Consider the following 23,120-nt stretch of genomic DNA (forward strand, 5'->3'; position numbering starts at 1 on the left):
AATCGGACGGGGGCGGGGAATAATGAACAAGCATAAGCTGGCGCTGGTGGTCGCCGTCGCGGCGGCCTCGCTGTCGGCGCGGGCCGCGGTGGAACGTGTCGAAGTCATCGAGCGGGTGCCGTTCGCCGCCGGCGTGGCGTTCCGCGAGGCCGGCGCGTATGAAAAGATACGCGGCGTCGCCCACTATGCGCTGGACCCGAAACTGAAGGCCAACCAGGCCATCGCCGATTTGAAGCACGCCAAGCGCGACGCGCGCGGCCGCGTGGTGTTCTCCAGCGAGTTCATTTTGCTGCGCCCGACCGGCGCCCAGCCTTCCACCTTGCTTTACGACGTGAACAACCGTGGCGGCATCGCCATCATGGGGCAGGTCAACGGCCGCAGCCCGGTCAACAACGATCCGACCAGCGCCGCCGACGCGGGCGACGGCTTCCTGATGCGGCACGGTTTCTCGTTGCTGTTCTCCGCCTGGACCTGGGACGTGGCGCCGCAACCGGCCGGCGCCAGGCCGCTGGTGTTCGCGCCGCCGGTCGCCAGCGGCATCAAGGGCAAGGTGCAGAACGAGTTCACTGTCAACGCGCCGACCGATATCGTGACCTACGCCGGCATGCGCGGCCTGACCTATGAGCCGGCGACGCCGGAGGATCCGCACGCGCAGCTGACCGCGCGCGCGCGTCCCGACGACAAGCGCCGCGCCATCCCGCGCAGCAGCTGGCATTTCGTCGCGCCGGAGCAGAAGGGCGGTCCGGGCCGCGTGCAGCTTGAAGGCGGCTTCAAGCCGGACACAATTTATGAGCTGAGCTATGTGGCGAAGGATCCGTATGTCACGGGCGCCGGCCTGGCCGGCATCCGCGACCTGCTGGCGTATTTCCGCGACCAGCCGTTCGAAGGCGCGGCGACGCCGAGGAATGTGCTGATGTTCGGCATCAGCCAATCCGGCCGCGTCATTGGCCGCATGCTGCACGATGGCCTGAACCTCGATGAATCCGGCCGCATGGTGTTCAACGGCGCGTATCTGCAAGTGCCCGGCGCCGGCGGTTCGGCGGGCTTCAACAGCCGCTTCGCCCAGCCGACCCGCCATCCGTCTATGCTGGAGGAGCACGACTATCCGGCGGACGCCTTCCCGTTCACCACCGCGCCGTCGCGCGATCCGGCCAGCGGCAAGACCGCTTCCTATCTGGACAAGGCGCGCGACCAGCAGGGCAACGCGCCCAAGCTGATCTTCGCCAATACCTCCACCGAGTTCTGGAATCGCGGCGCCTCGCTGATCGCCACCACGCCGGACGGCGCGCGCGACGTGGCGCCGGCGGACAATGTACGCATCTACGGTTTCATGGGCGCGCAGCATTACGTCGGCCGTTCGCGCACGCGGGCGCCGTTCACCGCCTGCGTCTCGACCAGCGATCACTACCTGCCGATGCGCGCGCTGATCGTGGCGCTGGACGACTGGACCGTCAAGGGCAAGCAGCCGCCCGCCAGCGCCTATCCGCAGATCGCCGACGGTACCTTGACCACAGTGGCCGATTACCGCGCCATCTTCCCGAAAGGCTTCGGCCTGACGCCGCCGGAACAGAACCTTCGCCAACCGCGCCTGATCGGCGACGCCATCCCGCCCAAACACGGCGATGACTTCGAGACCCGCGTGCCGACGCCGGATGCGGACGGCAACGACCGTGGCGGCGTGCGCCTGGTCGAGTTGCAGGCGCCGCTCGGCACGCACACCGGCTGGAACCTGCGCGCGCCGGAGACCGGCTTCGCCTGGGCGACGTCGCGCTTCGACGGCAGCTTCGTGCCGTTCGCGCGCACCGAGGCCGAGCGTGTGGCGGCCGGCGATCCGCGGCCTAGCCTGGAGCGCCGTTACGCGTCGCGCGACGATTATGTGGCTGCGGTACGCGCGGCGGCCGAGCGCCAGGTCGCGGCCGGCCTGCTGCTGCCGGAAGACGTCGAGCGCACCATGACGGAAAATGTCGGCCTTTATGACCGCATCCTGGCGCGCGACCCCGCCGACCAAGGCTGCTCCTACCTCTACGCACAATGAGCAAAACGCTACTGATCAAGAACGCCCGCATGCTGGTGACCATGGACGACGAACGGCGCGAGATCGCCGACGGCGCCGTGTTCATCCGCGACAACGTCATCGAGCAGGTCGGCGCCAGTGCAGACTTGCCGCAGCAGGCCGACGAAGTCATCGACGCCACCAACCACGTGGTGATGCCTGGCCTGATCAACACCCACCACCATATGTACCAGAGCCTGACGCGGGTGATTCCCGCCGCGCAGAACGGCGAGCTATTCAACTGGCTGACCAACCTGTATCCGATCTGGGCCAACCTGACGCCGGAGATGGTGCACGTGTCCACGCTGACGGCGATGTCGGAACTGATCCTGTCCGGCTGCACCACCAGCAGCGACCACCTGTACATCTACCCGAACGGTTGCAAGCTCGATGACAGCATCGAGGCGGCCGGCAAGATCGGCATGCGTTTCCATGCCGCGCGCGGCTCGATGAGCGTGGGCCAGTCCAAGGGCGGCCTGCCGCCGGACCGCGTGGTGGAGGAGGAGGGCGCGATCCTCAAGGATACGCAGCGCCTGATCGAAACCTACCATGACGCCGGCCGCCACGCGATGCAGCGGGTGGTGGTGGCGCCATGCTCGCCGTTCTCGGTCTCGCGCGACCTGATGAAGGAATCGGCGGCGATGGCGCGCGCCTTCGGCGTGTCGCTGCACACCCACCTGGCGGAAAACGCCAACGACATCGCCTACAGCCGCGAGAAATTCAATATGACGCCGGCCGAATACGCCGAGGATTGCGGCTGGGTGGGACACGATGTGTGGCATGCGCACTGCGTGCAGCTGGACGACGACGGCATCTACATGTTCGCGCGGACCGGCACCGGCATCGCGCATTGCCCGTGTTCGAACATGCGGCTGGCCTCGGGCATCGCGCCGATCCGCAAGATGCTGGATGCCGACGTTTCGGTCGGCCTGGGCGTGGACGGCAGCGCCTCCAACGACGCCGGCCACATGATGGGCGAGGTGCGGCAGGCGATGCTGTTGCAGCGCGTCGGCTACGGCCCGGATGCGATGACGGCGCGGCAGGCGCTGGAAGTGGCCACGCTTGGCGGCGCGAAGGTGCTGAACCGCGACGACATCGGCGCGCTCAAGCCCGGCATGTCGGCCGACATCGTGATGTTCAAGCTGGACGGCATCGGCTTCGCCGGCGCGCTGCACGATCCGGTCGCGGCGCTGGTGTTCTGCACGCCGCCGAATGTCTCGTACAGCATCATCAACGGCAAGGTCGTTGTGCGCGACGGGCGGATATGCAGCATCGACCTGCCCGTCGTCATCGAGAGCCACAACGCGCTGGCGCATCAACTGGCGCTGGCCACCGGCGCTTAAAGATCCAGCGTCAGCGCCGGCCCCTTGGCGCGGGAGACGCAGATGCACATGCGGCCCTGCGCCCGTTCCTCTTCCGACAGCGCTTCGTCTCGATGGTCCGGCGTGCCGGCCAGCACGTCGACCGCGCAGGTGCCGCAGTTGCCGATGCGGCAGGAGGCCGGCGCCGCCACGCCCGCCGCCTGCACCGCATCCAGGATGCTGGTGTCGGCCGGGACCTCGATCACCTTGCCGCTGCGGCTCAGCGTTACGAACACCGGCTGGTCGTCCGGCCGGGCCGCGTCGCTGGCGAAGCGTTCGAAGCGCACGCGGTCCGTCGCGATGCCGGCGTTGGCTGCGGCGTCGCGCACGGCGTCGATCATGCGCAGCGGGCCGCAGGTGTACAGCACCGTCGTGGCGTCCATGCCGGCGACGATCTCGCCGATATCCATGCGTCCGCCATCATCGACGATGTGCATCACGACGCGCTGGCCGAAGTCCGCGATCAGCTGGTCGGCGAACGGCGCCTGTCCGCGCGAGCGTGCCGCGTAGTGCAATTCGAAGTCGCGGCCTTGCGCCAGCAGTTGATGCGCCATCGCCTTGATCGGCGTGATGCCGATTCCGCCGGCGATCAGCAGTGCCGGCGAGCCGTCGTCGGCCAGTGCGAAATCGTTGCCGGGCATCGAGCAGTTCAACTCCAGTCCTAGCCGGAAGTCGGCATGCACCGCCTCCGAACCGCCGGTGCCATGCTCTTCGCGCAGCACCGCGATCTCATAACTGTTCGGCAGCGCCGGATTGGACGAGATGGAGTAGCAGCGGGTCGTGCTGCCACCTTCCGCCAGCAGCATCGGCACGTCCAGATGCGCGCCGGCGCTCACCGGCGGCAGCGGCGAGCCGTCGGCGCTGCGCAGTTCATAGGCGCGCACGCGCGGCGTCAACTGGCGCACGCCGGCGATGACCAGGGCCAGCGGACCGTCGCCCAGCCGGGTCGGCGGCGCCGCCTGCAACTGCGCCTGCAATTGTGTCAGCTGCGACACCTGCTCCTTCAGCCGCTTGATCTGCGCGTGCAGCGGCGCGCTGAGGATGCCCACCTCCTGCTCGGTGAAGCGCGGCGTGATGTGCTGCGGGCAGTTCCAGTCATAGCCCTCGACCGTGATGATGAAGGCGCGCTCGATCCTGGCGCGGTAGCCGGGCATCCGCAACCGCTCGATCAGCGCCGGATCGTCCGCCGCTTCCACGGTGCGGGCGCGGCCGATGATCTTCAGCCGCACCTGCTCCGCCTGGTCGACCAGGATCAGCGAGATGCGGTCGTCCTTCTTCAGGTTGCCGACGCTGAGATACTGCACATTGCCGTGGAAATCGGCGAAGCCCAGCGTCTTCGGATCGATCACCTTCAGGAAACCGGCCGGGCCGCCGCGATGCTGCACATACGGCCAGCCCGTTTCGTTGACCGTGGCCTGGAAGAAGTGGTCGCGCTGCTCGACGAAGCGGATCTCCTTGCGCCCCAGGCTATCCTGGCGCTGTTCGAAGTCGTCGAGGAATTCGTACTGGGCGCGGCTGCCCATCCTGCGTTGAACGTCACGCACGGCCGGCGTGAAGGTGATGTCAGAATAGGCGCGTCCCATGATGTGCTCCTTGCTTGGGTGAGTTAGGCGGCGATTTTCAGTTCGACTTTCGGGAAGTCGATTTCAACCCGGCTGGCTTTACCCAGGATGTTGGTGAGGAAATTCATACCGACGTGGGTGATGATTTCGACGATGTCGGATTCACTGTAGCCCGCACCGCGCACTTCCGCCAGTTCCAGCGCGCTGATTTCGCCCTTGTTCTCCATCAGACTTTGCGCGAACTTGACGGCGATGGCGGCTTGCGCATCTTCGCTGGTGCCGGCGCGGGCGGCGGCCATTTCGTCGCCGCTCAAGCCGGTTTTGCGGCCGATGGCGGTGTGCGCGGAGACACAGTATTCGCAGCCGTTCTGCTGGGCCAGCGCCAGCGCGATGCGTTCGCGGGTCGCGGCGCTCAGCGTCCCGTCGGTGGCGACGCCGTGCAGGCCGAGGAAGGCGCGCAGCGCGACCGGCGAGTGGGCGAAGATCTTCAGGAAGTTGGGCACCATGCCGAGTTTTTCCTGGATCGCGTCCAGCAGGGCTTTTTGTTCCGGGGTGGCGGTGTCGTTTTCGATGGTGGCGATGCGGCTCATGCTGTGCTCCTTGGGGTTGGTTGGTCGGTTCGTCTTGCGAACACTTGCAGTTTCGACGATTGCTGCGGTAATGTGAATGCGCGGCGTTCGCAATGGACTGTTTCGGATTCGGGAATAATATGGACAAGCTCTCGGCCATGGCAATTTTCGTGGCGGTGGTGGAAGAAGGGGGATTCGCGCCGGCGGCGCGCCGGCTGCAGATCTCGCCGCCGGTGGTGACGCGCGCGATCACCGAGCTGGAGGAGGTGATGGGTGTGCGCCTGCTGTCGCGCACCACGCGCGTGGTGCGGGTGACCGACGTCGGCGCGCGCTATGCGGTCGACTGCCGCCGCATCCTGGCCGACGTCGCGGACACCGAGACCTCGGCCGCCGGCACCCATGCCGCGCCGCGCGGGCGGCTGGTGGTGACGGCGTCGGTGATGTTCGGCGCGATGTACGTCACGCCGATCGTGACCGACTACCTGCGGCGCTATCCGGAGACCGAGGTCGAATGCCGCTTCCTCGACCGGGTGGTGAACATGATGGACGAGGGCGTCGACGCCGCGATCCGTATCGGCACGCTGCCCGATTCAAGCTACCAGGCGGTGACGGTGGGGCAGGTGCGGCAGGTGGTGTGCGCTTCGCCCGGCTATCTGAAAGAGCGCGGCATCCCCCTTGTGCCGGAGGATCTGGCGCGCCACGATATCGTCGCGGCGCTGCCGGTGACGCAATCGCTGGACTGGAAGTTCGACCGCGACGGCAAGCCGCTGGTGGTCCGGGTGCGGCCGCGCCTGAGCAGCACCAGCAACGACGCGGCCTTGCGCGCCGCGCTGGACGGCTTCGGGCTGACGCGGGTGATTTCCTACATGGCGGCGCCGCATCTGGCGGCGGGGCGGCTGAAGACGGTGCTGACGCAATTCGAAACGCCGCCGGTGCCGGTCAGCCTGGTGCATCACGAGGGACGCCAGTCGACCGGCAAGGTGCGCGCCTTCCTCGACCTTGCGATCGCTTCCCTGCGCGCCAACACCGCGATGAATTAGTGGACCTGGTCGGCGACGGCCTTGTCCTGTTGCACCAGGATGAAGGGGTGGACCACCACCGCCCACAGATGGGCGTCGGCTTGCAGCCAGCCCTGCGCCTGTTCGTCGCTGACCTTGCCCAGCAGGCCGGCGCCCATCCACTGCGCGATGTTGGCCTTGTCGTCGTGCGAGACGCGCACGGCGACATCCACCAGGTCGAGCGAATTGGCGACCCATACCACGTTGCCGGCGGCGAAATGCTTGAGCAGTTCGGTCCATGGCAGGCGCGCGGTTTCGCGGTTGACTTTGAGGCGGAGGTCGGTGTCGTTTTCAGGTTTGGTTTGCATATTAAATAATATCGATGTCTGGTACCGGGTTGCCGCGCCATGTTAACCGATACGCCGCGCCTTTGCGCACATTCCCCACCAGCGCGGGACGGAAGCAGGCCAGGTTGATGCCCTCGGGGCGCCGCACGCTGGGGTAGATGATGCCGAGCGAGCCGCCGTCCAGCAGGCGTTCCGCCAGCGTCTGCGATTCGATATAACTGTCCGGCGCCAGGCAGGCTTCGTAGCGCGCCTGGCCGCGCAGGTCGTGGAAGGTGGCGGTGAAATCGGCCAGCATGCACTGGTACTGCACGCTGTCGTCGAAGCGGTTGATCTCGGCGTATTCGACGGCTTTGTGGAAGCTGACTTCCGCCAGCGCGGTCTCGACGTCGAAGGCGCAATACCACGCGCCGCGCCGGCCGTCGTTGAAGCGGCTGCCCTGCGGATGGGCGTAGGTAAAGGCGGCGTTGACGATGCGGAAGTTGGGCACGCCGAACACCAGCTCGTCGACATTGATGCCGGCCGCGCCGCCGTTCTGCGTGCGCAGGCGGGCGTTGGTGGCATTATCCAGGTCGAACAGGTCGCGCAGGTGGTCGTCGCTGTCGGCCAGCGGCGCCAGCACCGAATCCTCGACGTCGGCGAAGCGGGAGGGCAGCAAACGGCAAGTGTCGAACTGGCGCAGCGTGGTTAAAGGGGGAATCAGGCTGACCGGCACTTACAGTCCTCCACGGCGCGCGTCCAGCAGCTGGCGCACGGTTTGCATCGCCAGCAGGCCGCCGCCCAGCATATACGCCAGCGGCGTGCGGCCTTCGAAGATCTGGTTGCTGTTGGGCAGGCCGATCCATTCATCGGCGAGCTTGTCGCCGTAGATGATGTGCAGCGCCTTGTAGATGCCGAGCAGGTAGCTGATGCGCGTGATGCAGTCGACTTCCAGCGTGCGCTCGGGGTTCTTTTTCCAGTCGTAGTAGCTGCTGTTGGAGAGGCCGCCGAGCAGTTGGCGCGCGTCCTCGTCGCGCACCTTCCAGGTGGCGACCAGCTTGAAAAAGCCCTTCAGGGCGGACTTGGACAGCCGCTCGCGCTCGGCCTTGGCGTTCAGATCCACCAGTACGGTCGGCTCGAAGCGGCTGCGGGGGTAGGCATAGGTCAACATAAATCCTCCGTTAATGGATGATTTATACTCCTATTTCGGAAAAATGGCAATCCGTGTGCAACTGGATTAACATCGCTGCAGGGAGGTGGGTGATGAAAATACTATCTATTGCAATGCTTGCCGCGCTGGCCATGCCGGCATGGGCGGCGCCGGTATTCACCGGAAGACAGCTGGAGGTGGCCAGTGTCGAGCGGGCCTTCGCGGCGACCATGAAAGCGCGCGACCATGCGGCGTTTGCGGTTTTTTTGTCGGAGGAGGCGGTCTTCACTGGTGACGGCAAGACCTTGCAAGGCAAGCAGGCGGTGGCGGAGGACTGGAAGAAGTTCTACGCCAAGCCCGACGCGCCGTTTTCGTGGGAGCCGGATCAGGTGGATGTGCTGGCCTCCGGCACGCTGGCGCGCACCTCGGGCCCTGTCTACGCGCCGGACGGAAAGCTGATCGCCCGCTTCAACTCGATCTGGCGGCTGGAGGCACCGAACACTTGGCGCGTCGTCTTCGATGGCGGCACGGAAGTGTGCAGCTGCAAAAAGTAATGTTGCCGTACCGTTGATTCAATGAGGTGGTTGATGGACTTCCGCTAACGCCCCATAGCTGCCGTTTGAGTTTCGATAGCCAATGTCTACTTTGCAGCGAGTTGCCGTCTCTCATATTGCGCCACGAACGTCTTGTGTACGACTTTGTGCCGACGAGTATCCGCGCGAGAAGTTCTGTGGCAGAAAGACTGAAAAACCGAGCCTCAGTCGTTAGCGACTGCTCGAAAGGTCGCCAATCCTCATGTCAGCCCTGAGCGTTCGCGCATTTCTCCTGGTAATACATTTCGGATGAGAGTTCAATCTCGTCGACCATGTTCTGACCTCCAACAACTCCAGATCGTCCGTGTAATGCGGCTACGCGGCCAATGCTGTGGGCGCCGTGCCGTTCAGACCTCAGCGTTTAGGCCGGGCGTTTCGCTTCGCATCGGCCTCGTCAAGGAGGCTCGTGATCTTGGGAAACTTTTCGAGGTAGATCCTCAAACTGTGGTTGCCCTTGCGCACGTCGTGCGATGCGGCAATGCCGATAAGGTCCGCCTGGTCGATCGGATCATCCTTACCCTCCGGCCATGAGGCGAACCCGTAAATGATTAGAAGTGAGGGCGGCGCCAATCCTAACTTCCCCGTGGCCCGGTCCTCGTCGTACCATCCCGGCTGGTGCAGGGCGTGCATGTCGATGGCCAAGTAGACCCGATGTCGCCAATACTCCTCGTGATCCTCGCAAAGCACCTTGTGCGACAGCTCCGTCACGCCCCGTTTGAGCACTTTGTACGTTTCGATGTGCCGCGCAGCGGTCAACCAGACCAGACGGTCCGGACGGACATGCTCGCACCGTCCGTCGTCGGTCAAGGCCGCGTGGGCTCGTTGAAGTGAAAGGATCGCCTGATCGAGGTGGTTCTTACTTTCGCGATCTTTCCGGTTAACGTTGATCGCCAACCACGCGAAATAGCCTGACACGCACATGGCGACGACCGAGGCGGCCGGGGCGAGCAAGGGCACGATATTGATATCAGCCATGGAGCGCTACCGGTCGCAGGTCCACTTTCAGGTCGTACTCCATGAGACGAACGTTGGGCACCTGCGTCGCTGCATACCGGAGTTTCTGCCCGATGTCGGACGCAACGATGACTCCGTAGACCTTCTTCTCGCCAGCCAGGTGCTCTTTCACCCAGCCCATGTAGCGCAGGATCTGCCCTAGCGTGGCGTCGGGGCCGCGACCCAGTTTCAGTTCAAGCACGTAAAAATCGCCGCTGCTAGTAGCGAGGATATCAATCGGTCCAACGTCCGTCTGGAACTCAACACCGTCACGGTCGTCGGTGCGGTAAAGAGTCAGCGGTGCGGTGTGATCGGGAAGCTTGGGTAAGTTTCTGGCGAGGTAATCGCGCAGGTGCGCTTCGAGCGCGAACATACCGTACGCGTTGTCCGTCACTTCGATGGTTTCGACGACTGACGGCGAGTTTTCGCCAACACCGTCCGCTAGGCGCACCACTAAATCCCCATCCGTCGCCTTGGCGATCTCCCAAACGCCATGCTTTTCAGGCTCATACCGAACGACCTTGCCGCGACCGGTGTTGAACAGATAGTCGTAGGGCGTGTCGGAGATCCGGGGCTTCTTGTTCTCGCTGTAATGAATACGTGACGGGTGATTCACCGCGCCCGAAATGATGCTACACGTCATTGAACTGTCGTTGACATCGTCCCCATACATCGAGCGGATCTTCGCCTTAATGGCGGGATAGGTGCATTCCCCGTTCATCTGCTGTACCGCTTCCTTGACCATTTGCCAGACTGGTTTCTTGCTCCCGTTGTTCATCGTTTGTCGCCCTCGCATTCGTTGGTGGTTTTGTCGGGATGGGACGGATCCGTCCTGCTGCGTCGAGAATTTTTACATAGCGAGGCAGTCGACGAAATTCGTTACAGAAGCATCGACGTCACAGATGAAGCCAGAAGCGGTCAGCCATCCGGTTGGATCGAATGTCGCCTTTTGGCCGATTGTGCTCATTTACGCCGTCGGTACCACCCTGATTTTATTCTTTCTTTTTCATCAGACCGGCTAATGAGGCAAACGGATTATGCGTTGCCGGCGCGATCTCGACCGATTTCAGACTAGTCCCCGGTCGGCCTCAAGATAACGCGAGTGTTCGTTATCGTGGCAGTAGAGACACAGCAATTCCCAGTTGCTGCCATCAGGCGGATTGTTGTCGTGATTGTGGTCACGATGGTGCACGGTAAGTTGCGACACATTGGTATGCGTAAATTCGCGCATGCAGCGACCGCACACCCACGGATACATTTTCAGCGAGCGCTCGCGATAGCCTAGATCGCGCTGGTCGGCCGCGCGTCGGGCTTCAGCCACAATTTTGTCCAGCCGCGCGGCGTCCGGCTTTTTTCCAACGGTCATAATTATTTCCTTCCCCAAAGGCAATCGGATTCGCTCAGCATAGCATTCTCACTCAACACCGAGGCCACCCCAACGCCGTTGGAGGATGCAAGCATGATGGAAATCTCATTAAGACATTACATGTTCGTAAGGTTCAGTGGTTGCCGACTGCTGTGTCATTAGGCCTCATCACCTGGGTCCCCCTATGAAAACATTCGTGAGTCGGCGAAAAATCGTGGTTGTCCGCATAAATTCGCGGCGCCAATCGAACGCGCAACTGATTTCTAAACTGCCAGAATAAAAACCGAGGCAACCCATCAACATGCGAGGACACATTGCGACTTCCACTCATCCCCCCGAACCAACTCACCCCCGAACAAAAGCCGCTGTACGACAGCATGCGCAAGGGGATTGCCAGCAACTTCAACGCCTTCAAGGTCGAGAACGAAGAGGGCGCCTTGATGGGGCCATGGAATCCCTGGCTGCATGAACCGGGCATCGGCAAGGCGATCTGGGATCTGACGCTGGCCATGACCGCGAATGCCGTCTTGCCCGACAACGTACGCCAGATCGCGATCCTGGTGGTCGGCGCCCGTTTCGACGCGGCCTATGAGTTGTATGCCCATGTCGCCGTCGCTGAAAAAGAGGGCATGTCGGCCGAACGTCTGGCCGCGCTGGTGGCGGACCTGAAGCCGGCCGATCTTTCCAAGGAAGAGAACGTCGCGTTCGATTTTTCCTACGCTTTGAGCCGCGGAGGCACGCTGCCCGAACCGCTGTACCGCCTGGCGGTGAGCACGTTCGGCCAGCACGGCACCAACGAGCTGATCTACCTGGTCGGCCTGTATGCGCTGGTGTCGACGACGCTGAACGGTTTCAACGTGCCGGTGCCTGAACGTGAATAAACGTGATCCTGCGGTGTCGCGCGACGCCCGTATCGCGCCGGCCAGCCGGGCCGGGTCCGAGTTCGGCAGCGTCGCCCTGGTGCTGCAGGGCGGCGGCGCGCTTGGCGCTTACCAGGCCGGCGTGTATGAGCGCCTGCTGGAAGGCGGCATCGAGCCTACCTGGTTGGCCGGCATTTCAATCGGCGCCATCAACTGCGCCATCATCGCCGGCAACGCCAGGGAGAACCGGGTCGCGCGCCTGCGGGAATTCTGGGAGCTGGTGAGCGACAGCGATCGCGGCGCGCCCGGCGTCTTCACCGGCCTGCCGATGGTCGATGCCACGCGGGCGTGGGTCAACCAGCTGGCGGCCGGCCGTGCATTCGCGCAGGGCGTGAGCGGCTTTTTCGAACCGCGCGTGCCGCCGCCTTATTTGCTATGGAACGGCGGCGGCGCCACCAGCTACTACGACACGACGCCGTTGCGCGCCACCCTCGAGCGGCTGGTCGATTTCGACCGCATCAACGCCGGGGAGACTCGCCTCAGCGTCGGCGCGGTCAACGTCCGCACCGGCAATTTCGCTTATTTCGACAATACCTCCGACCTGATTATCCGGCCCGAGCACATCATGGCCAGCGGCGCCTTGCCGCCGGGCTTCGATGCGGTGGAGATAGACGGCGAAAAGTATTGGGACGGTGGCATGGTGTCCAACACGCCGCTCGATTGGGTGCTGTCCAACAGCTCCGGGCGGGATACGCAGGTGTGGCAAGTGGACCTGTGGAGTGCCCATGGTGAACTGCCGAGCGACCTGGCCAGCGTCGCCACGCGCATGAAGGAGATCCAGTATTCAAGCCGCACGCGCAGCGCCACCGACTCCTTGCGCAAGGTGAAGAAATTGCGCGCCGCGCTGAGCGAGCTGCTGGCCCTGATCCCCGCCGACATCGCGGACTCGCCTCAGGCCCGTTTGCTGGCGGGGGCGGCCGACGCTACGCTCTACAACATCGTTGAACTGGTGTACCGCTCGGCGACCTACGAGGGCCAGTACAAGGACGTGGAATTCTCACGCCGGACCATGACCGAGCATTGGCAGGCCGGCTATACCGACGCGGACGCCACGCTCGCGCATCCGGAAATCATGAAGCTACCCAGTATCGAAAACAACCCAGCCATTTTCGACTTCCTCACGAAGCCGGCTCAACCTATTTAAAAGACCATCATGAATCTTCAAGACAAAGTCGCAGTCGTCACCGGCGCCGCCAGCGGTATCGGCAAACAGATCGCCACCGTATATTTCCAGAACGGCGCCAAGGTCGTCATCGCCGACCTGAACCTGGAGCAGGCCCAAGCGGTCGCCACCGAACTCGATCCATCGGGCCAACGCGCGATCGCGGTGGCGATGGACGTCACCAATGAAGAGCAGGTCGAGGCCGGCATCGCCGCCGCCGCGGACCAGCTCGGTGGAATCGACATTCTGGTGTCGAACGCCGGCATCCAGATCGTGGCGCCGATCGAGTCCTTCGATTTCGCCAACTGGAAGAAGATGTTGGCGATCCACCTGGACGGCGCTTTCCTGACCACGCGCGCCTGCCTGAAGCGCATGTACGCGCAAAAACGCGGCGGCAGCGTGATCTACATGGGTTCCGTGCACTCAAAAGAAGCCTCGGTATTGAAGGCGCCGTACGTCACCGCCAAGCATGGACTGATCGGTCTGGCCAAGACGGTGGCGAAAGAGGGCGCGGCGCACGGTGTGCGCGCCAACGTCATCTGCCCGGGCTTTGTGCGCACGCCGCTGGTGGAAAAACAGATTCCAGAACAGGCCAAGGAGCTGGGTATCACGGAGGACGAAGTCATCAAGAACGTGATGTTGAAGGAGACGGTCGACGGTGAATTCACCACGGTCGACGATGTGGCGCAGACGGCGCTGTTTCTGGCGGCCTTCCCGAGCAATGCCTTGACTGGACAGTCGATCGTGGTCAGCCACGGGTGGTTCATGCAATAGATTACATCGCTTCGGCGTGCTCCACCAGCAGCTGCACCTTGGTGACGCCGTTGTATTCGTTGGCGTCGAGGCGGAAGGCGACCTTGGCGCGTTCGCCCAGCGAGTCGACGTGGCTGAACCAGATGGCGTCGTAGCGGGCGCCGTTTTTTTCCAGCACCAGCTTGAGGTGGCGCTCCTTTAAAATCCGCTGGCTCACCACGCGGAACTCGTCGCAGAACACCGGCGGCGCGAAACCCTGGCCCCACACCTGGCCGGCCATCAGCTCGATGAAGGCGGTGGTGTAATACGCATCCTCCAGCGGGCCGTCGGTCTCGATCACGCGCTCCAGCTGCTGCTGGCTGAGCCACGAACGGCCCACTTCCTCGAACGCGGCGGCGAAGGCGTCGAAGGCGTCGGCGCGGATCGTCAGGCCGGCCGCCATCGCGTGGCCGCCGAACTTGTCGATCAGCGTCGGCGCCTTCTTGTACACCAGGTCCAGCGCGTCGCGCAGGTGGAAGCCGGGGATGGAGCGGCCGGAGCCCTTGATCCAGCCGTCCGCGCCCGGCGCGAAGGTGATCGTCGGGCGGAAGAACTTCTCCTTCAGCCGCGAGGCGACGATGCCGATCACGCCCTGGTGCCAGCTGTCGTCGAACACGCAAATGGTGCTGCTGGCGGCCGGCTCGTACGCGTCCAGGTGCAGCAGCGCCGTGTCCTGCATTTCCGCCTCGATCTCGCGGCGCTTCAGGTTGATCTCGTTGAGCTGCTGCGCCAGTTGCCAGGCGCGTCCCTCGTCGTCGGTGATCAGGCATTCGATCCCGAGCGACATGTCTTCCAGCCGGCCGGCCGCGTTCAGCCGCGGTCCCAGTGCGAAGCCCAGGTCGAACGGGCTGGCGGTGCGCGGTTCGCGTCCTGCGACGCGGAACAGTGCAGCGACGCCGGCGTGCATGCGGCCGGCGCGCATGCGCTTCAGCCCTTGCGCCACCAGGATACGGTTGTTCGGATCGAGCCGCACCACGTCGGCCACGGTGCCCAGCGCCACCAGGTCGAGCAGGGCGTCGAGCTTGGGCTGCGGTACGGTCTCGTAGGCGCCGCGCTTGCGGAACTCGGCGCGCAAGGCCAGCAGCACGTAGAACACCACGCCGACGCCGGCGATATGCTTGCTCGGGAAGCCGCATTCCGGCTGGTTCGGATTGACGATCACGCGCGCGGCGGGCAGGGTGTCGGCCGGCAAGTGGTGGTCGGTCACCACCACTTCGATGCCGCGCCGGTTGGCTTCGGCCACGCCGTCGATGCTGGCGATGCCGTTGTCGACGGTGATGATGATGTCCGGCTGCTTCTCGCGCGCCGTCAGTTCGACGATCTCCGGCGTCAGGCCGTAGCCGTATTCGAAGCGGTTCGGCACGATGAAGTCGATGTTGGCGCCCATCGCCTTCAGCCCGCGCAGCGCGACCGCGCAGGCGGTGGCGCCGTCGCAGTCGTAGTCGGCGACGATCACCATGCGCTTGCCGGCCGTGATGGCGTCGGCCAGGAACACGGCGGCGAGGTCGATGTGCAGCAGGCCGGCCGGCGGAATCATCGACGCCAGTTCACTCGACAGCTCCTTCGGATCGGTCAGGCCGCGCGCGGCGTACAGGCGCGCCAGCACCGGGTGGACGCCACCCTGGCGCAGCATTTCGGATTCGCGGTAAGGGCAGGGGCGGATGGCGATACGGGTCATGTCAGGCTTGCTTTAGTGAGTTCAGGGTGGGCTTGCGCCAGAATTTGCGCTGCGCCAGCTTGCCGCCGGCGACCGTCATCCAGCCGTTGCGGTGGCTCAGCATCAAGTTCACGCGGCCGACGCGGCCGTCGTTCAGCGCCGCCAGCAGCGGCGCGAACCACTCCTGCTCGATGCGCTGCATGCGGGCGATCCAGTCCGACCAGTCGCCCGTCTGGGCCGACGGGATCAGTTCCGCCAGGACGACGGTCCCCGGCTGGGCGATCAGCTGGGCGGCGCTCGGTTGCCGCTGGTCCGGCGCGGCCAGCGCCTGCATCCAGGCCGGACCGCCGGCGATCGCCGCCGCTGCCGCCGCCGGCGCCGCGTGCGAGCCGCCCCACATCCAGAATGAATTCACCGGCTGCAGGCCGCGCTCCTGGCGCGCCACGTTGATCGGATGCTCGTGCCACAGCATCTGGATCTCGTTTTGCAGCTTGCGGTAGTCGCGCGCGTGCTCGCCTTCCGGCATCCAGTCGCTCAGGTTCTGGGTGGCGGCGGCGTCCGGCGTGGCGGTGCTCAGGCCGGTCCAGTCGTCGGCACGCACGAACCACAGCCCTGGAGCGCCGTGCAGCAGCGGCTTGCCCAATTCCTCGAAATAGCCGCGGGCGATGTCGTACAGGCCGCGCGATTCCGCTTCCGTCAAATGCAGCGCGCGCAGGTCGGACAGCAGCAGGTGGGTGCGCGATAGCTGGATATGGGCCGGTTGCACCATGAACCAGTGGCCTTCTGCGGCCTCGGCCTGCAGGCCGCAGCCGCGCATCGCCGCGATCGCCAGCGGCGCGCCGGTGTCCGGCCGGTCCGGCGGGCTGGCCAGACCGAGTTCGTGGGCCAGCCAGGACTCGTGCGGCAGCACCCGGCTGTCGTTGTCGTAGATGTGATATTGCAAATTGTTGTTGCGACTTAGCAACGCAGCCAGCGCGGGCATTTTCAGCGCGCGCATCAGGTCGGGCGCCATCTCCGGCGGGGGCAGGGCATAGGGCAAAGCCAGTGTTATTTCGGTCATGCCGAGATTGTAGGGCATTGCGCGATTTGGCGAATTAATTCTTTAAAGAACTAAATTGGTAAAAAAATCATTCACATGGAAAAATTTTAATTATTTCGGGAAAATATTAGCTATAATTGCGACAACTTAAATGTATTGAGAGCATTACTTGAATCCCGTGATGCTTGTGCTCCACCTAGCCACTGCCTACCCAATCCCGTAGTCAAGTCGGCTTGTTCGATAACTCCAAAAAACGACTTTTTCAAGGCTAAAAGCATGAGCGTCATTAATATCGCCACCACAATTCATATTTGCGAAGATACCAACGGTACCTTCGACATCCGTGAAATCCTGAAGGATGCTGGCTACATCAGCACCAATACGTTGAAAATCGACGAAATGACGGTGAACTTGCCCGATGGCACGGTCGCCGAGGAGAACACGCCGCTGTTCGGCATGGTGGACCAGGACACGATTTATGTGCGCCCTGGCCAATGGCACGTGGACTACAACGGCACGTTCAAGACCATCGAATTCGTGCTGGACCAAGGTGTCGATGAAAACTCCATCTCGTTGAAGCTGCAGATCATCGTTGATCCGGTCAACGACGCGCCGACCGGCGCCAACAAGACGTTCAGCCTGAGCAACGGCGCGCCGGTAGCGCTGGCGCAAGCCGACTTCGGCTTCGTCGACGCGGTCGAGCACGACGCCTTCCAGTCCGTCATCATCACCTCGCTGCCGACCGCCGGCAAGCTGACGTTGAACGGCGTGGCCGTGGTCGCCGGCGCGGAAATTTCCGCCGCCGACATCGCCGCCGGCAAGCTGGCGTTCGAGCCGAGCCAGAGCACCTCCGGCAGCTTCGACATCGGCTTCAAGGTGCGCGACGCCGGCGGCCTGGTCGGCTGCGGCGCGGCCGACACCAGCGCCACGCCGAACTATCTGACCTTCAAGGTGCCGCAAGCCCACCTGGGCGATTTCGTCTGGGAAGACGGCAACGCGAACGGCGTGCAGGATGCGGGCGAAGCCGGCATCGCCGGCGTCGTGGTGCAGCTCAAGGCCACCGACGGCCACGTGGTCGCCACCACCACCACCGACGCCAGCGGCAATTACCATTTCGACGTGGACGCAGGCACCTACTCGGTGACCGTGCAGGCGCCGGCCGGCTATGCCGTCGCGCCGCAGCACCAAGGCGGCAACGACGCCCTGGACAGCGATATCGACGCCAGCGGCAACACCGGCGCGATCGTGCTGACGCCGGGCGAGACCAATAACAAGGCCGACGCCGGCCTGTACCGTTCGGCTTCGCTGGGCGACACCGTCTGGTACGACACCAACCGCAACGGCGTGCAGGACGCGGGCGAAGCCGGCGTCAAAGGCGTCAAGGTCACGCTGCTGGACGCCAGCGGCAACGCCGTCGGCGCCAGCGTCACCACCGACGACAGCGGTCATTACCAGTTCAGCGGCCTCAAGCCTGGCGCCTACAGCGTGCAGTTCGACAAGGCCAGCCTGCCGGCCAACTACCTGTTCACCGGCCAGGGCCAGGGCGGCGACGCCGCCAAGGATTCCGACGCCGACGTCACCACCGGCAAGACCGCGCAAGTGACGCTGGCCTCGGGCGACAGCAACCAGCATCTGGACGCCGGCATCGTCATCGAGCAGGCCACCGTGGGCGACCGCGTGTGGGAAGACACCAACGGCAACGGCGTGCAGGACAACGGCGAGTTGGGCGTGGACGGCGTGGCCGTCTCGCTCAAGGACGCGTCCGGCAACACCGTCGGCACCGTCACCACCCACGACGGCGGCATGTACAGCTTCACCGTCGATCCAGGCACCTACACCGTCTCGGTGGCGCCGCCTGCGGGCTACAGCTTCACCGGCAGCGGCAAGGGCGGCAACGGCGCGACGGACAGCGACGTCAACGCTTCCGGCGTGGCCAGCGTCACGCTGGGCGCCGGCGAGCACAACAACAACATCGACGCCGGCATCTACCGTCCGGCCTCGCTGAGCCAGGTGGTCTGGTTCGATACCGACCGCGACGGCCGCCTGAACAACGGTGAAACCGGCGCCGCCGGCGTCAAAGTGATCCTGCTGGACGCCAACGGCAACCCGATCCCGGGCGCCGTGGCCACCACCGACGCCAACGGCCACTACCAGTTCACCAACCTGGCACCGGGCAGCTACAGCGTGCAGTTCGACAAGAGCAGCCTGCCGGCCGGCTATGACTTCACTAGCGCCGCACAAGGCGGCCCGGGCAGCGGCGGTTCGGATGCCGACACCGGCACCGGCAAGACCACCCAGGTCACGCTCGCCTCCGGCGAAGACATGACGCTGCGCGCCGGCCTGGTGATCCAGCAAGCGACGCTGGGCGACCGCGTCTGGGAAGACACCAACGGCAACGGCATTCAGGACGCGAACGAAGCCGGCATCGTCGGCGTCAAGGTCGACCTGAAGGACGAGGCTGGCAATGTGGTCAAGACCACCACCACCGGCGCCGACGGCAAGTACAGCTTCACCGTCGATCCGGGCAAGTATTCGATTTCCGTCACCGCCCCGACCGGCATGACCGCCACCGGCGCACACACCGGCGCCGACGGCGTCGACAGCGACATCGATGCGGCCGGCCAAAGCGGCGTGGTGACCCTGACCGCCGGTCAGACCAACAACAACGTCGACGCCGGCTTCTACAAGGGCGCGACGCTGGGCGACCGCGTCTGGCTGGACACCAACCGCAACGGCGTGCAGGACAGCGGCGAAGCGGGCGTTTCCGGCGTCAAGGTCATCCTGCTGGATGCGGCGGGCAATCCAACCGGCGCCACCGCGACCACCAACTCCGACGGCGTCTACAGCTTCACCAACCTGAAGCCGGGCACCTACAGCGTGCAGTTCGACAAGACCACGCTGCCGGCCAACCACGTCTTCACCACCGCCGACCAGGGCAACGACGCCAGCGATTCCGACGCCAACGTCAGCACCGGCAAGACCGCGCAGGTCACGTTGGCCTCCGGCGACGTCAACAACACGCTGGACGCGGGCATCGTCACCACCAAGGCCAAGCTGGGCGACTTCGTGTGGGAAGACAGCAACGCCAACGGCGTACAGGATGCGGGCGAAGCCGGCATCGCCAACGTGACCGTGCAGCTGAAGGACAGCACCGGTAAAGTGGTGCAGACCACCACCACCAACGCCGACGGCAAGTACAGCTTCACCGCCGACGCGGGCAACTACACGGTATCGGTCACGGCGCCGAAGGACTACGTCTTCACCGGCAAGGATGTCGGCAGCGACGACGCCAAGGACAGCGACTTCGGCAGCACCGGCCAAAGCAATTCGGTCACGCTGAAAGCCGGCGACGAGATCACCAGCGTCGACGCGGGCCTGTACAAGACCGCCTCGATCGGCGACAAAGTCTGGCTGGACAGCAACAAGGACGGCCTGCAGAACAACGGCGAAGGCGGCATCTGCGGCGTCAAGGTCACGCTGCTCGACGCCAACGGCAACAAGGTCGGCAACTCGGTCACCACCGACGCCAACGGCAACTACCTGTTCACCGGCCTCAAGCCTGGCACCTACAGCGTCCAGTTCGACAAGGACTCGCTGCCTGAAGGCATGACCTTCACCGTCGCCAACAAAGGCGCCGACGACGCGGTCGACTCCGACGTCAACGCCAACGGCCTGTCGCACAGCGTCACGCTGACTTCCGGCCAGGTCGACAAGACCGTGGACGCCGGCGTGCTGGCTGCCGCCACCATCGGCGACCGCGTCTGGCTCGACAAGAACGGCAACGGCGTGCAGGACGACGGCGAAAGCGGCAAATCCGGCGTCACCGTGCAACTGCGCGACAGCAGCGGCAACGTCATCAAGACCACCACCACCGACAGCGACGGCAACTACAAGTTCAGCGTCGCCGCCGGCACCTATTCGGTGGACGTCAAGGCGCCGACCGGCTACCTGTTCACCAAGCAAAACGTCGGCACCAACACCAACACCGACAGCAACGCCGACGCCAACGGCAAGCTGGGTTCGGTCACCGTCACCGCCGGCCAGAACGTCACCAACATGGACGCCGGCCTGGTCACGCCGAAGAGCGAAATCGGCGACAAGGTCTGGTGCGACGCCAACGGCGACGGCATCCAGAACAACGGCGAAAGCGGCGTCAAGGGCGTGAAAGTCACGCTGCTGAACGAAAAAGGCGTGGCGATCGCCACCGCTACCACCGACGCCAACGGACTGTATTCGTTCAAGGATCTGGACGCGGGCAAGTACTCGGTCAAGTTCGGCGCGGTGGACGGCTATGCCTTCACCAAGCAGAACGCGGGCAACAGCGACCTGCTCGACTCCGACGTCGACAGCAGCGGCCAGGGCGCCCAGTTCACGCTGGCGGCGGGCGTGGTCGACAAGAGCCATGACGCAGGCATCGTCAAGACCGGCAGCATCGGCAACCGCGTGTGGGAAGACAGCAACGCCAACGGCGTGCAGGACAGCGGCGAAGTGGGCGTGGACGGCGTGACCGTCAAGCTGTACGACGCGGTCACCGGCGCGCTCAAGGGCACCGTGGTCACCAAAGGCGGCGGCCAGTACCTGTTCGACGACCTGACCGCCGGCAGCTACAAGGTGGAAGTGGTGAAAGACACCGCCTGGACCTTCAGCAAATCCGGCGCCGGCAACGACAGCACCGATTCCGACATCACTGTCATCTCGGGCAACAGCGGCAAGACCGGCGCCATCGCGCTGGGCATCGGCCAGGACATCACCACCGAGGACGCCGGCATCTACCGCAAGGCCAGCATCGGCGACAAGGTATGGCGCGACGCCAACCACAACGGCGTGCAGGACAAGGGCGAGGAAGGCATCGGCGGCATCACCGTCTCGCTGTTCGACTCGGCCACCAACGCCAAGCTGGGCACGGTGAAGACCGCCGCCGACGGCACCTACAAGTTCGACGGTCTGACGCCAGGCAACTACTACCTGCAGTTCGACAAGACCAACGTCAAGGTCACGTTCGCCTCCGATCACGCCACCTACAACATGAGCGACTGGAAGTGGGGCGTGAAGAACGTCGGCAGCAACGACGGCATCGACTCCGATGTGGCCGGCGACGGCAAATCGCTGGTCAACATCACCAAGACCGACACCATCACGCTGACCTCGGGCGAGAACGACATGAGCTGGGACGCCTCGATCACGCCGATCGCGATCGACCTGAACGGCGACGGCATCCACACCATCGCCCGCCAGAACATGACCGGCACGTTCGACCTGCTGGGCACCGGCAAGGCGATCCAGTCGGGCTGGCTGAGCGGCGACGACGGCTTCCTGGCCATCGACACCAACGGCAACGGCCAGATCGACAACATCAGCGAACTGTTCGGCGGCGCCAGCAAGGGTTCGGGCTTCGCCAAGCTGAGCAGCTACGACAGCAACGGCGACGGCCAGGTCAATGCCGCCGACGCGCTGTTCAGCAGCCTGATGATCTGGCAGGACGCCAACAGCAACGGCAAGACCGACGCCGGCGAACTGATCAGCCTGGCGAAGGCCGGCGTGGTCAGCCTGACGGTGGCCTACACCGAGCTGCCGTTCCTGGACGCCAACAACAATTTGCACCTGGAGCGCAGCAGCGTCACGCTGAGCAACGGCAAGACGGCCGACATGACCGACGTCTACTTCAACGTCGCGGCATCCGATGCCGCCGCCGCCGGAGTCAGCGCGCCGACCATCGCCGACCTGATGCAGGATGGAACGCAAGCGGCCCAGCTGGTGGGTCAGTGCCCTGTAGTTACTGCTTAACTTGAATCAACCACTAAGAGAAAATATTATGACCATCAAATTCGCACTGAAAACCATCGCCGTCGCCGCCGCCCTGGCATTCTCCACCGCCGGCCAGGCCGCTATTCACTACAGCAACGCCGGCCATGCGACGGTCAACGCCGCCGGCACCACCTGGACCGGCGACACGCTGGACGTCGCGGTCTACGACCTGACCGGCACCACGCTGGGCAACCACATCCTGGCCTTCTGCATCGAGCCTCTGGTGGAACAGGCGCAGGGCACGGTTTATACCCAACAAGGTACGACCTCGAATCTGACCTTCTTTAACGACGCGGCCCACGCCAGCCGCGACACCATGGTCAAGGCCCTGTTCGAGACGCAGTACGCGTCGCTGACCAACGCCGACCCTACCATTCAAAAGGTCAACCGCGTGGCCTTCCAGCTGGCGCTGTGGGAAATTGTTGCGGACAACGCCAATATCACGAGCGGCGACTACCTCTACAACTCCCTGTCCAACAAATACGTGTCCGCCGCTAACAACATGCTGCTCGGTATCGACGGCTACACCGTACTCGGCAAATACAACTACACGACCTTCAACGGCGTGGCCGGCAGCAAAGGCTCGCAGGATCTGATCAGCGTTTCGGCGGTGCCGGAAGCCGACACCTGGGCCATGCTGGCCGCCGGCCTGGGCCTGATCGGCTTCATGGGCCGCCGCAACACCCGCCGCACCGAAAAGTTCGCAGCTTAATTCGTGCTTAAAAACGCCGCACCGCGCCCGGTTTTTCGGGCTGGGTGCGGCGTTTCACCCATGAA

19 protein-coding genes are annotated in these 23,120 nt (G+C 64.2%); 9 read left to right on the forward strand and 10 right to left on the reverse strand.

The window, feature by feature from the left end; all coding sequences use genetic code 11:
- Window positions 1-22: 22 nt before the first annotated feature.
- Window positions 23-2,035: an alpha/beta hydrolase domain-containing protein gene (locus GW587_RS10450; protein ID WP_166102084.1), complete on the forward strand. Its 2,013-nt coding sequence runs from the start codon at window positions 23-25 to the stop codon at window positions 2,033-2,035.
- Window positions 2,032-3,396, forward strand: a complete 1,365-nt coding sequence (locus GW587_RS10455) for an 8-oxoguanine deaminase (RefSeq protein WP_166102087.1) — start codon at window positions 2,032-2,034, stop codon at window positions 3,394-3,396. The genes GW587_RS10450 and GW587_RS10455 overlap by 4 nt, the downstream gene beginning before the upstream one ends.
- Here GW587_RS10455 and GW587_RS10460 read toward each other — a convergent pair.
- On the reverse strand, window positions 3,393-4,997 hold the full coding sequence (locus tag GW587_RS10460) for a 2Fe-2S iron-sulfur cluster-binding protein (protein ID WP_166102089.1): 1,605 nt from the start codon (window positions 4,995-4,997) through the stop codon (window positions 3,393-3,395). The two genes, GW587_RS10455 and GW587_RS10460, sit on opposite strands and share 4 nt — an antisense overlap.
- Window positions 4,998-5,020: 23 nt before the next feature.
- The gene (locus tag GW587_RS10465) at window positions 5,021-5,566 is read right to left on the reverse strand and encodes a carboxymuconolactone decarboxylase family protein (protein WP_166102093.1); all 546 of its coding nucleotides are present in this window, start codon (window positions 5,564-5,566) and stop codon (window positions 5,021-5,023) included.
- A 119-nt stretch (window positions 5,567-5,685) separates the two neighbouring features.
- Between GW587_RS10465 and GW587_RS10470 the strand changes: the two genes are divergently transcribed.
- On the forward strand, window positions 5,686-6,585 hold the full coding sequence (locus GW587_RS10470) for a LysR family transcriptional regulator (protein WP_166102096.1): 900 nt from the start codon (window positions 5,686-5,688) through the stop codon (window positions 6,583-6,585).
- Here the strand turns inward: GW587_RS10470 and GW587_RS10475 are convergent.
- Genes GW587_RS10475 through GW587_RS10485 form a run of 3 tightly spaced genes read right to left on the reverse strand, consistent with a single transcriptional unit; the run spans window position 6,582 to window position 8,037 of the window.
- Window positions 6,582-6,911, reverse strand: coding sequence for a DUF2288 domain-containing protein (locus GW587_RS10475; protein ID WP_166102099.1), 330 nt, complete (start codon window positions 6,909-6,911; stop codon window positions 6,582-6,584). The two genes, GW587_RS10470 and GW587_RS10475, sit on opposite strands and share 4 nt — an antisense overlap.
- A gap of 1 nt (window position 6,912) precedes the next feature.
- A complete protein-coding gene (locus GW587_RS10480; RefSeq protein ID WP_166102101.1) occupies window positions 6,913-7,602 on the reverse strand; it encodes an RES family NAD+ phosphorylase in 690 nt (229 codons plus the stop codon).
- Window positions 7,603-8,037, reverse strand: a complete 435-nt coding sequence (locus GW587_RS10485; RefSeq protein WP_166102104.1) for an antitoxin Xre/MbcA/ParS toxin-binding domain-containing protein — start codon at window positions 8,035-8,037, stop codon at window positions 7,603-7,605.
- Window positions 8,038-8,129: 92 nt separating this feature from the next.
- On the opposite strand from GW587_RS10485, the gene GW587_RS10490 reads away from it, so the two are divergent.
- Entirely contained in the window at window positions 8,130-8,570 is a 441-nt protein-coding gene (locus tag GW587_RS10490) for a YybH family protein (protein ID WP_166102106.1), read from the forward strand.
- A gap of 393 nt (window positions 8,571-8,963) precedes the next feature.
- Here GW587_RS10490 and GW587_RS10495 read toward each other — a convergent pair whose 3' ends face one another.
- The 3 genes from GW587_RS10495 to GW587_RS10505 form a co-directional block, all read right to left on the reverse strand.
- Window positions 8,964-9,584: a hypothetical protein gene (locus GW587_RS10495; RefSeq protein WP_166102109.1), complete on the reverse strand. Its 621-nt coding sequence runs from the start codon at window positions 9,582-9,584 to the stop codon at window positions 8,964-8,966.
- Complete coding sequence (locus GW587_RS10500) at window positions 9,577-10,380, reverse strand: endonuclease NucS domain-containing protein (protein ID WP_166102112.1); 804 nt, start codon at window positions 10,378-10,380, stop codon at window positions 9,577-9,579. The genes GW587_RS10495 and GW587_RS10500 overlap by 8 nt, the downstream gene beginning before the upstream one ends.
- Window positions 10,381-10,668: 288 nt before the next feature.
- Window positions 10,669-10,968, reverse strand: a complete 300-nt coding sequence (locus GW587_RS10505; protein ID WP_443090647.1) for a YajD family HNH nuclease — start codon at window positions 10,966-10,968, stop codon at window positions 10,669-10,671.
- 377 nt (window positions 10,969-11,345) lie between these two features.
- Between GW587_RS10505 and GW587_RS10510 the strand changes: the two genes are divergently transcribed.
- The 3 genes from GW587_RS10510 to GW587_RS10520 are packed head-to-tail and all read left to right on the forward strand — an operon-like array spanning window position 11,346 to window position 13,824.
- The gene (locus tag GW587_RS10510) at window positions 11,346-11,849 is read left to right on the forward strand and encodes a carboxymuconolactone decarboxylase family protein (protein WP_229259386.1); all 504 of its coding nucleotides are present in this window, start codon (window positions 11,346-11,348) and stop codon (window positions 11,847-11,849) included.
- Complete coding sequence (locus GW587_RS10515; RefSeq protein ID WP_443090649.1) at window positions 11,842-13,032, forward strand: patatin-like phospholipase family protein; 1,191 nt, start codon at window positions 11,842-11,844, stop codon at window positions 13,030-13,032. Before GW587_RS10510 ends, GW587_RS10515 begins: the two co-directional genes overlap by 8 nt.
- A gap of 9 nt (window positions 13,033-13,041) precedes the next feature.
- Complete coding sequence (locus tag GW587_RS10520) at window positions 13,042-13,824, forward strand: 3-hydroxybutyrate dehydrogenase (protein ID WP_166102117.1); 783 nt, start codon at window positions 13,042-13,044, stop codon at window positions 13,822-13,824.
- Window position 13,825: 1 nt separating this feature from the next.
- On the opposite strand, the gene recJ is transcribed toward GW587_RS10520, so the two are convergent.
- Window positions 13,826-15,520 (reverse strand): single-stranded-DNA-specific exonuclease RecJ, encoded by a 1,695-nt coding sequence (gene recJ, locus GW587_RS10525; protein WP_166102120.1) that lies wholly within the window; start codon window positions 15,518-15,520, stop codon window positions 13,826-13,828.
- Window position 15,521: 1 nt separating this feature from the next.
- A complete protein-coding gene (locus GW587_RS10530; RefSeq protein WP_166102122.1) occupies window positions 15,522-16,559 on the reverse strand; it encodes a hypothetical protein in 1,038 nt (345 codons plus the stop codon).
- A 255-nt stretch (window positions 16,560-16,814) separates the two neighbouring features.
- Here GW587_RS10530 and GW587_RS31635 point away from each other — a divergent pair, with 255 nt between their 5' ends.
- Window positions 16,815-22,322, forward strand: coding sequence for an SdrD B-like domain-containing protein (locus GW587_RS31635; RefSeq protein ID WP_166102124.1), 5,508 nt, complete (start codon window positions 16,815-16,817; stop codon window positions 22,320-22,322).
- Window positions 22,323-22,350: 28 nt separating this feature from the next.
- Window positions 22,351-23,055: a PEP-CTERM sorting domain-containing protein gene (locus tag GW587_RS31265; protein WP_229259387.1), complete on the forward strand. Its 705-nt coding sequence runs from the start codon at window positions 22,351-22,353 to the stop codon at window positions 23,053-23,055.
- Window positions 23,056-23,120: the final 65 nt, after the last annotated feature.

Origin of the sequence: Duganella aceris (genome assembly GCF_011090165.1) — a bacterium.
GTDB classification, from domain to species: domain Bacteria; phylum Pseudomonadota; class Gammaproteobacteria; order Burkholderiales; family Burkholderiaceae_D; genus Rugamonas; species Rugamonas aceris.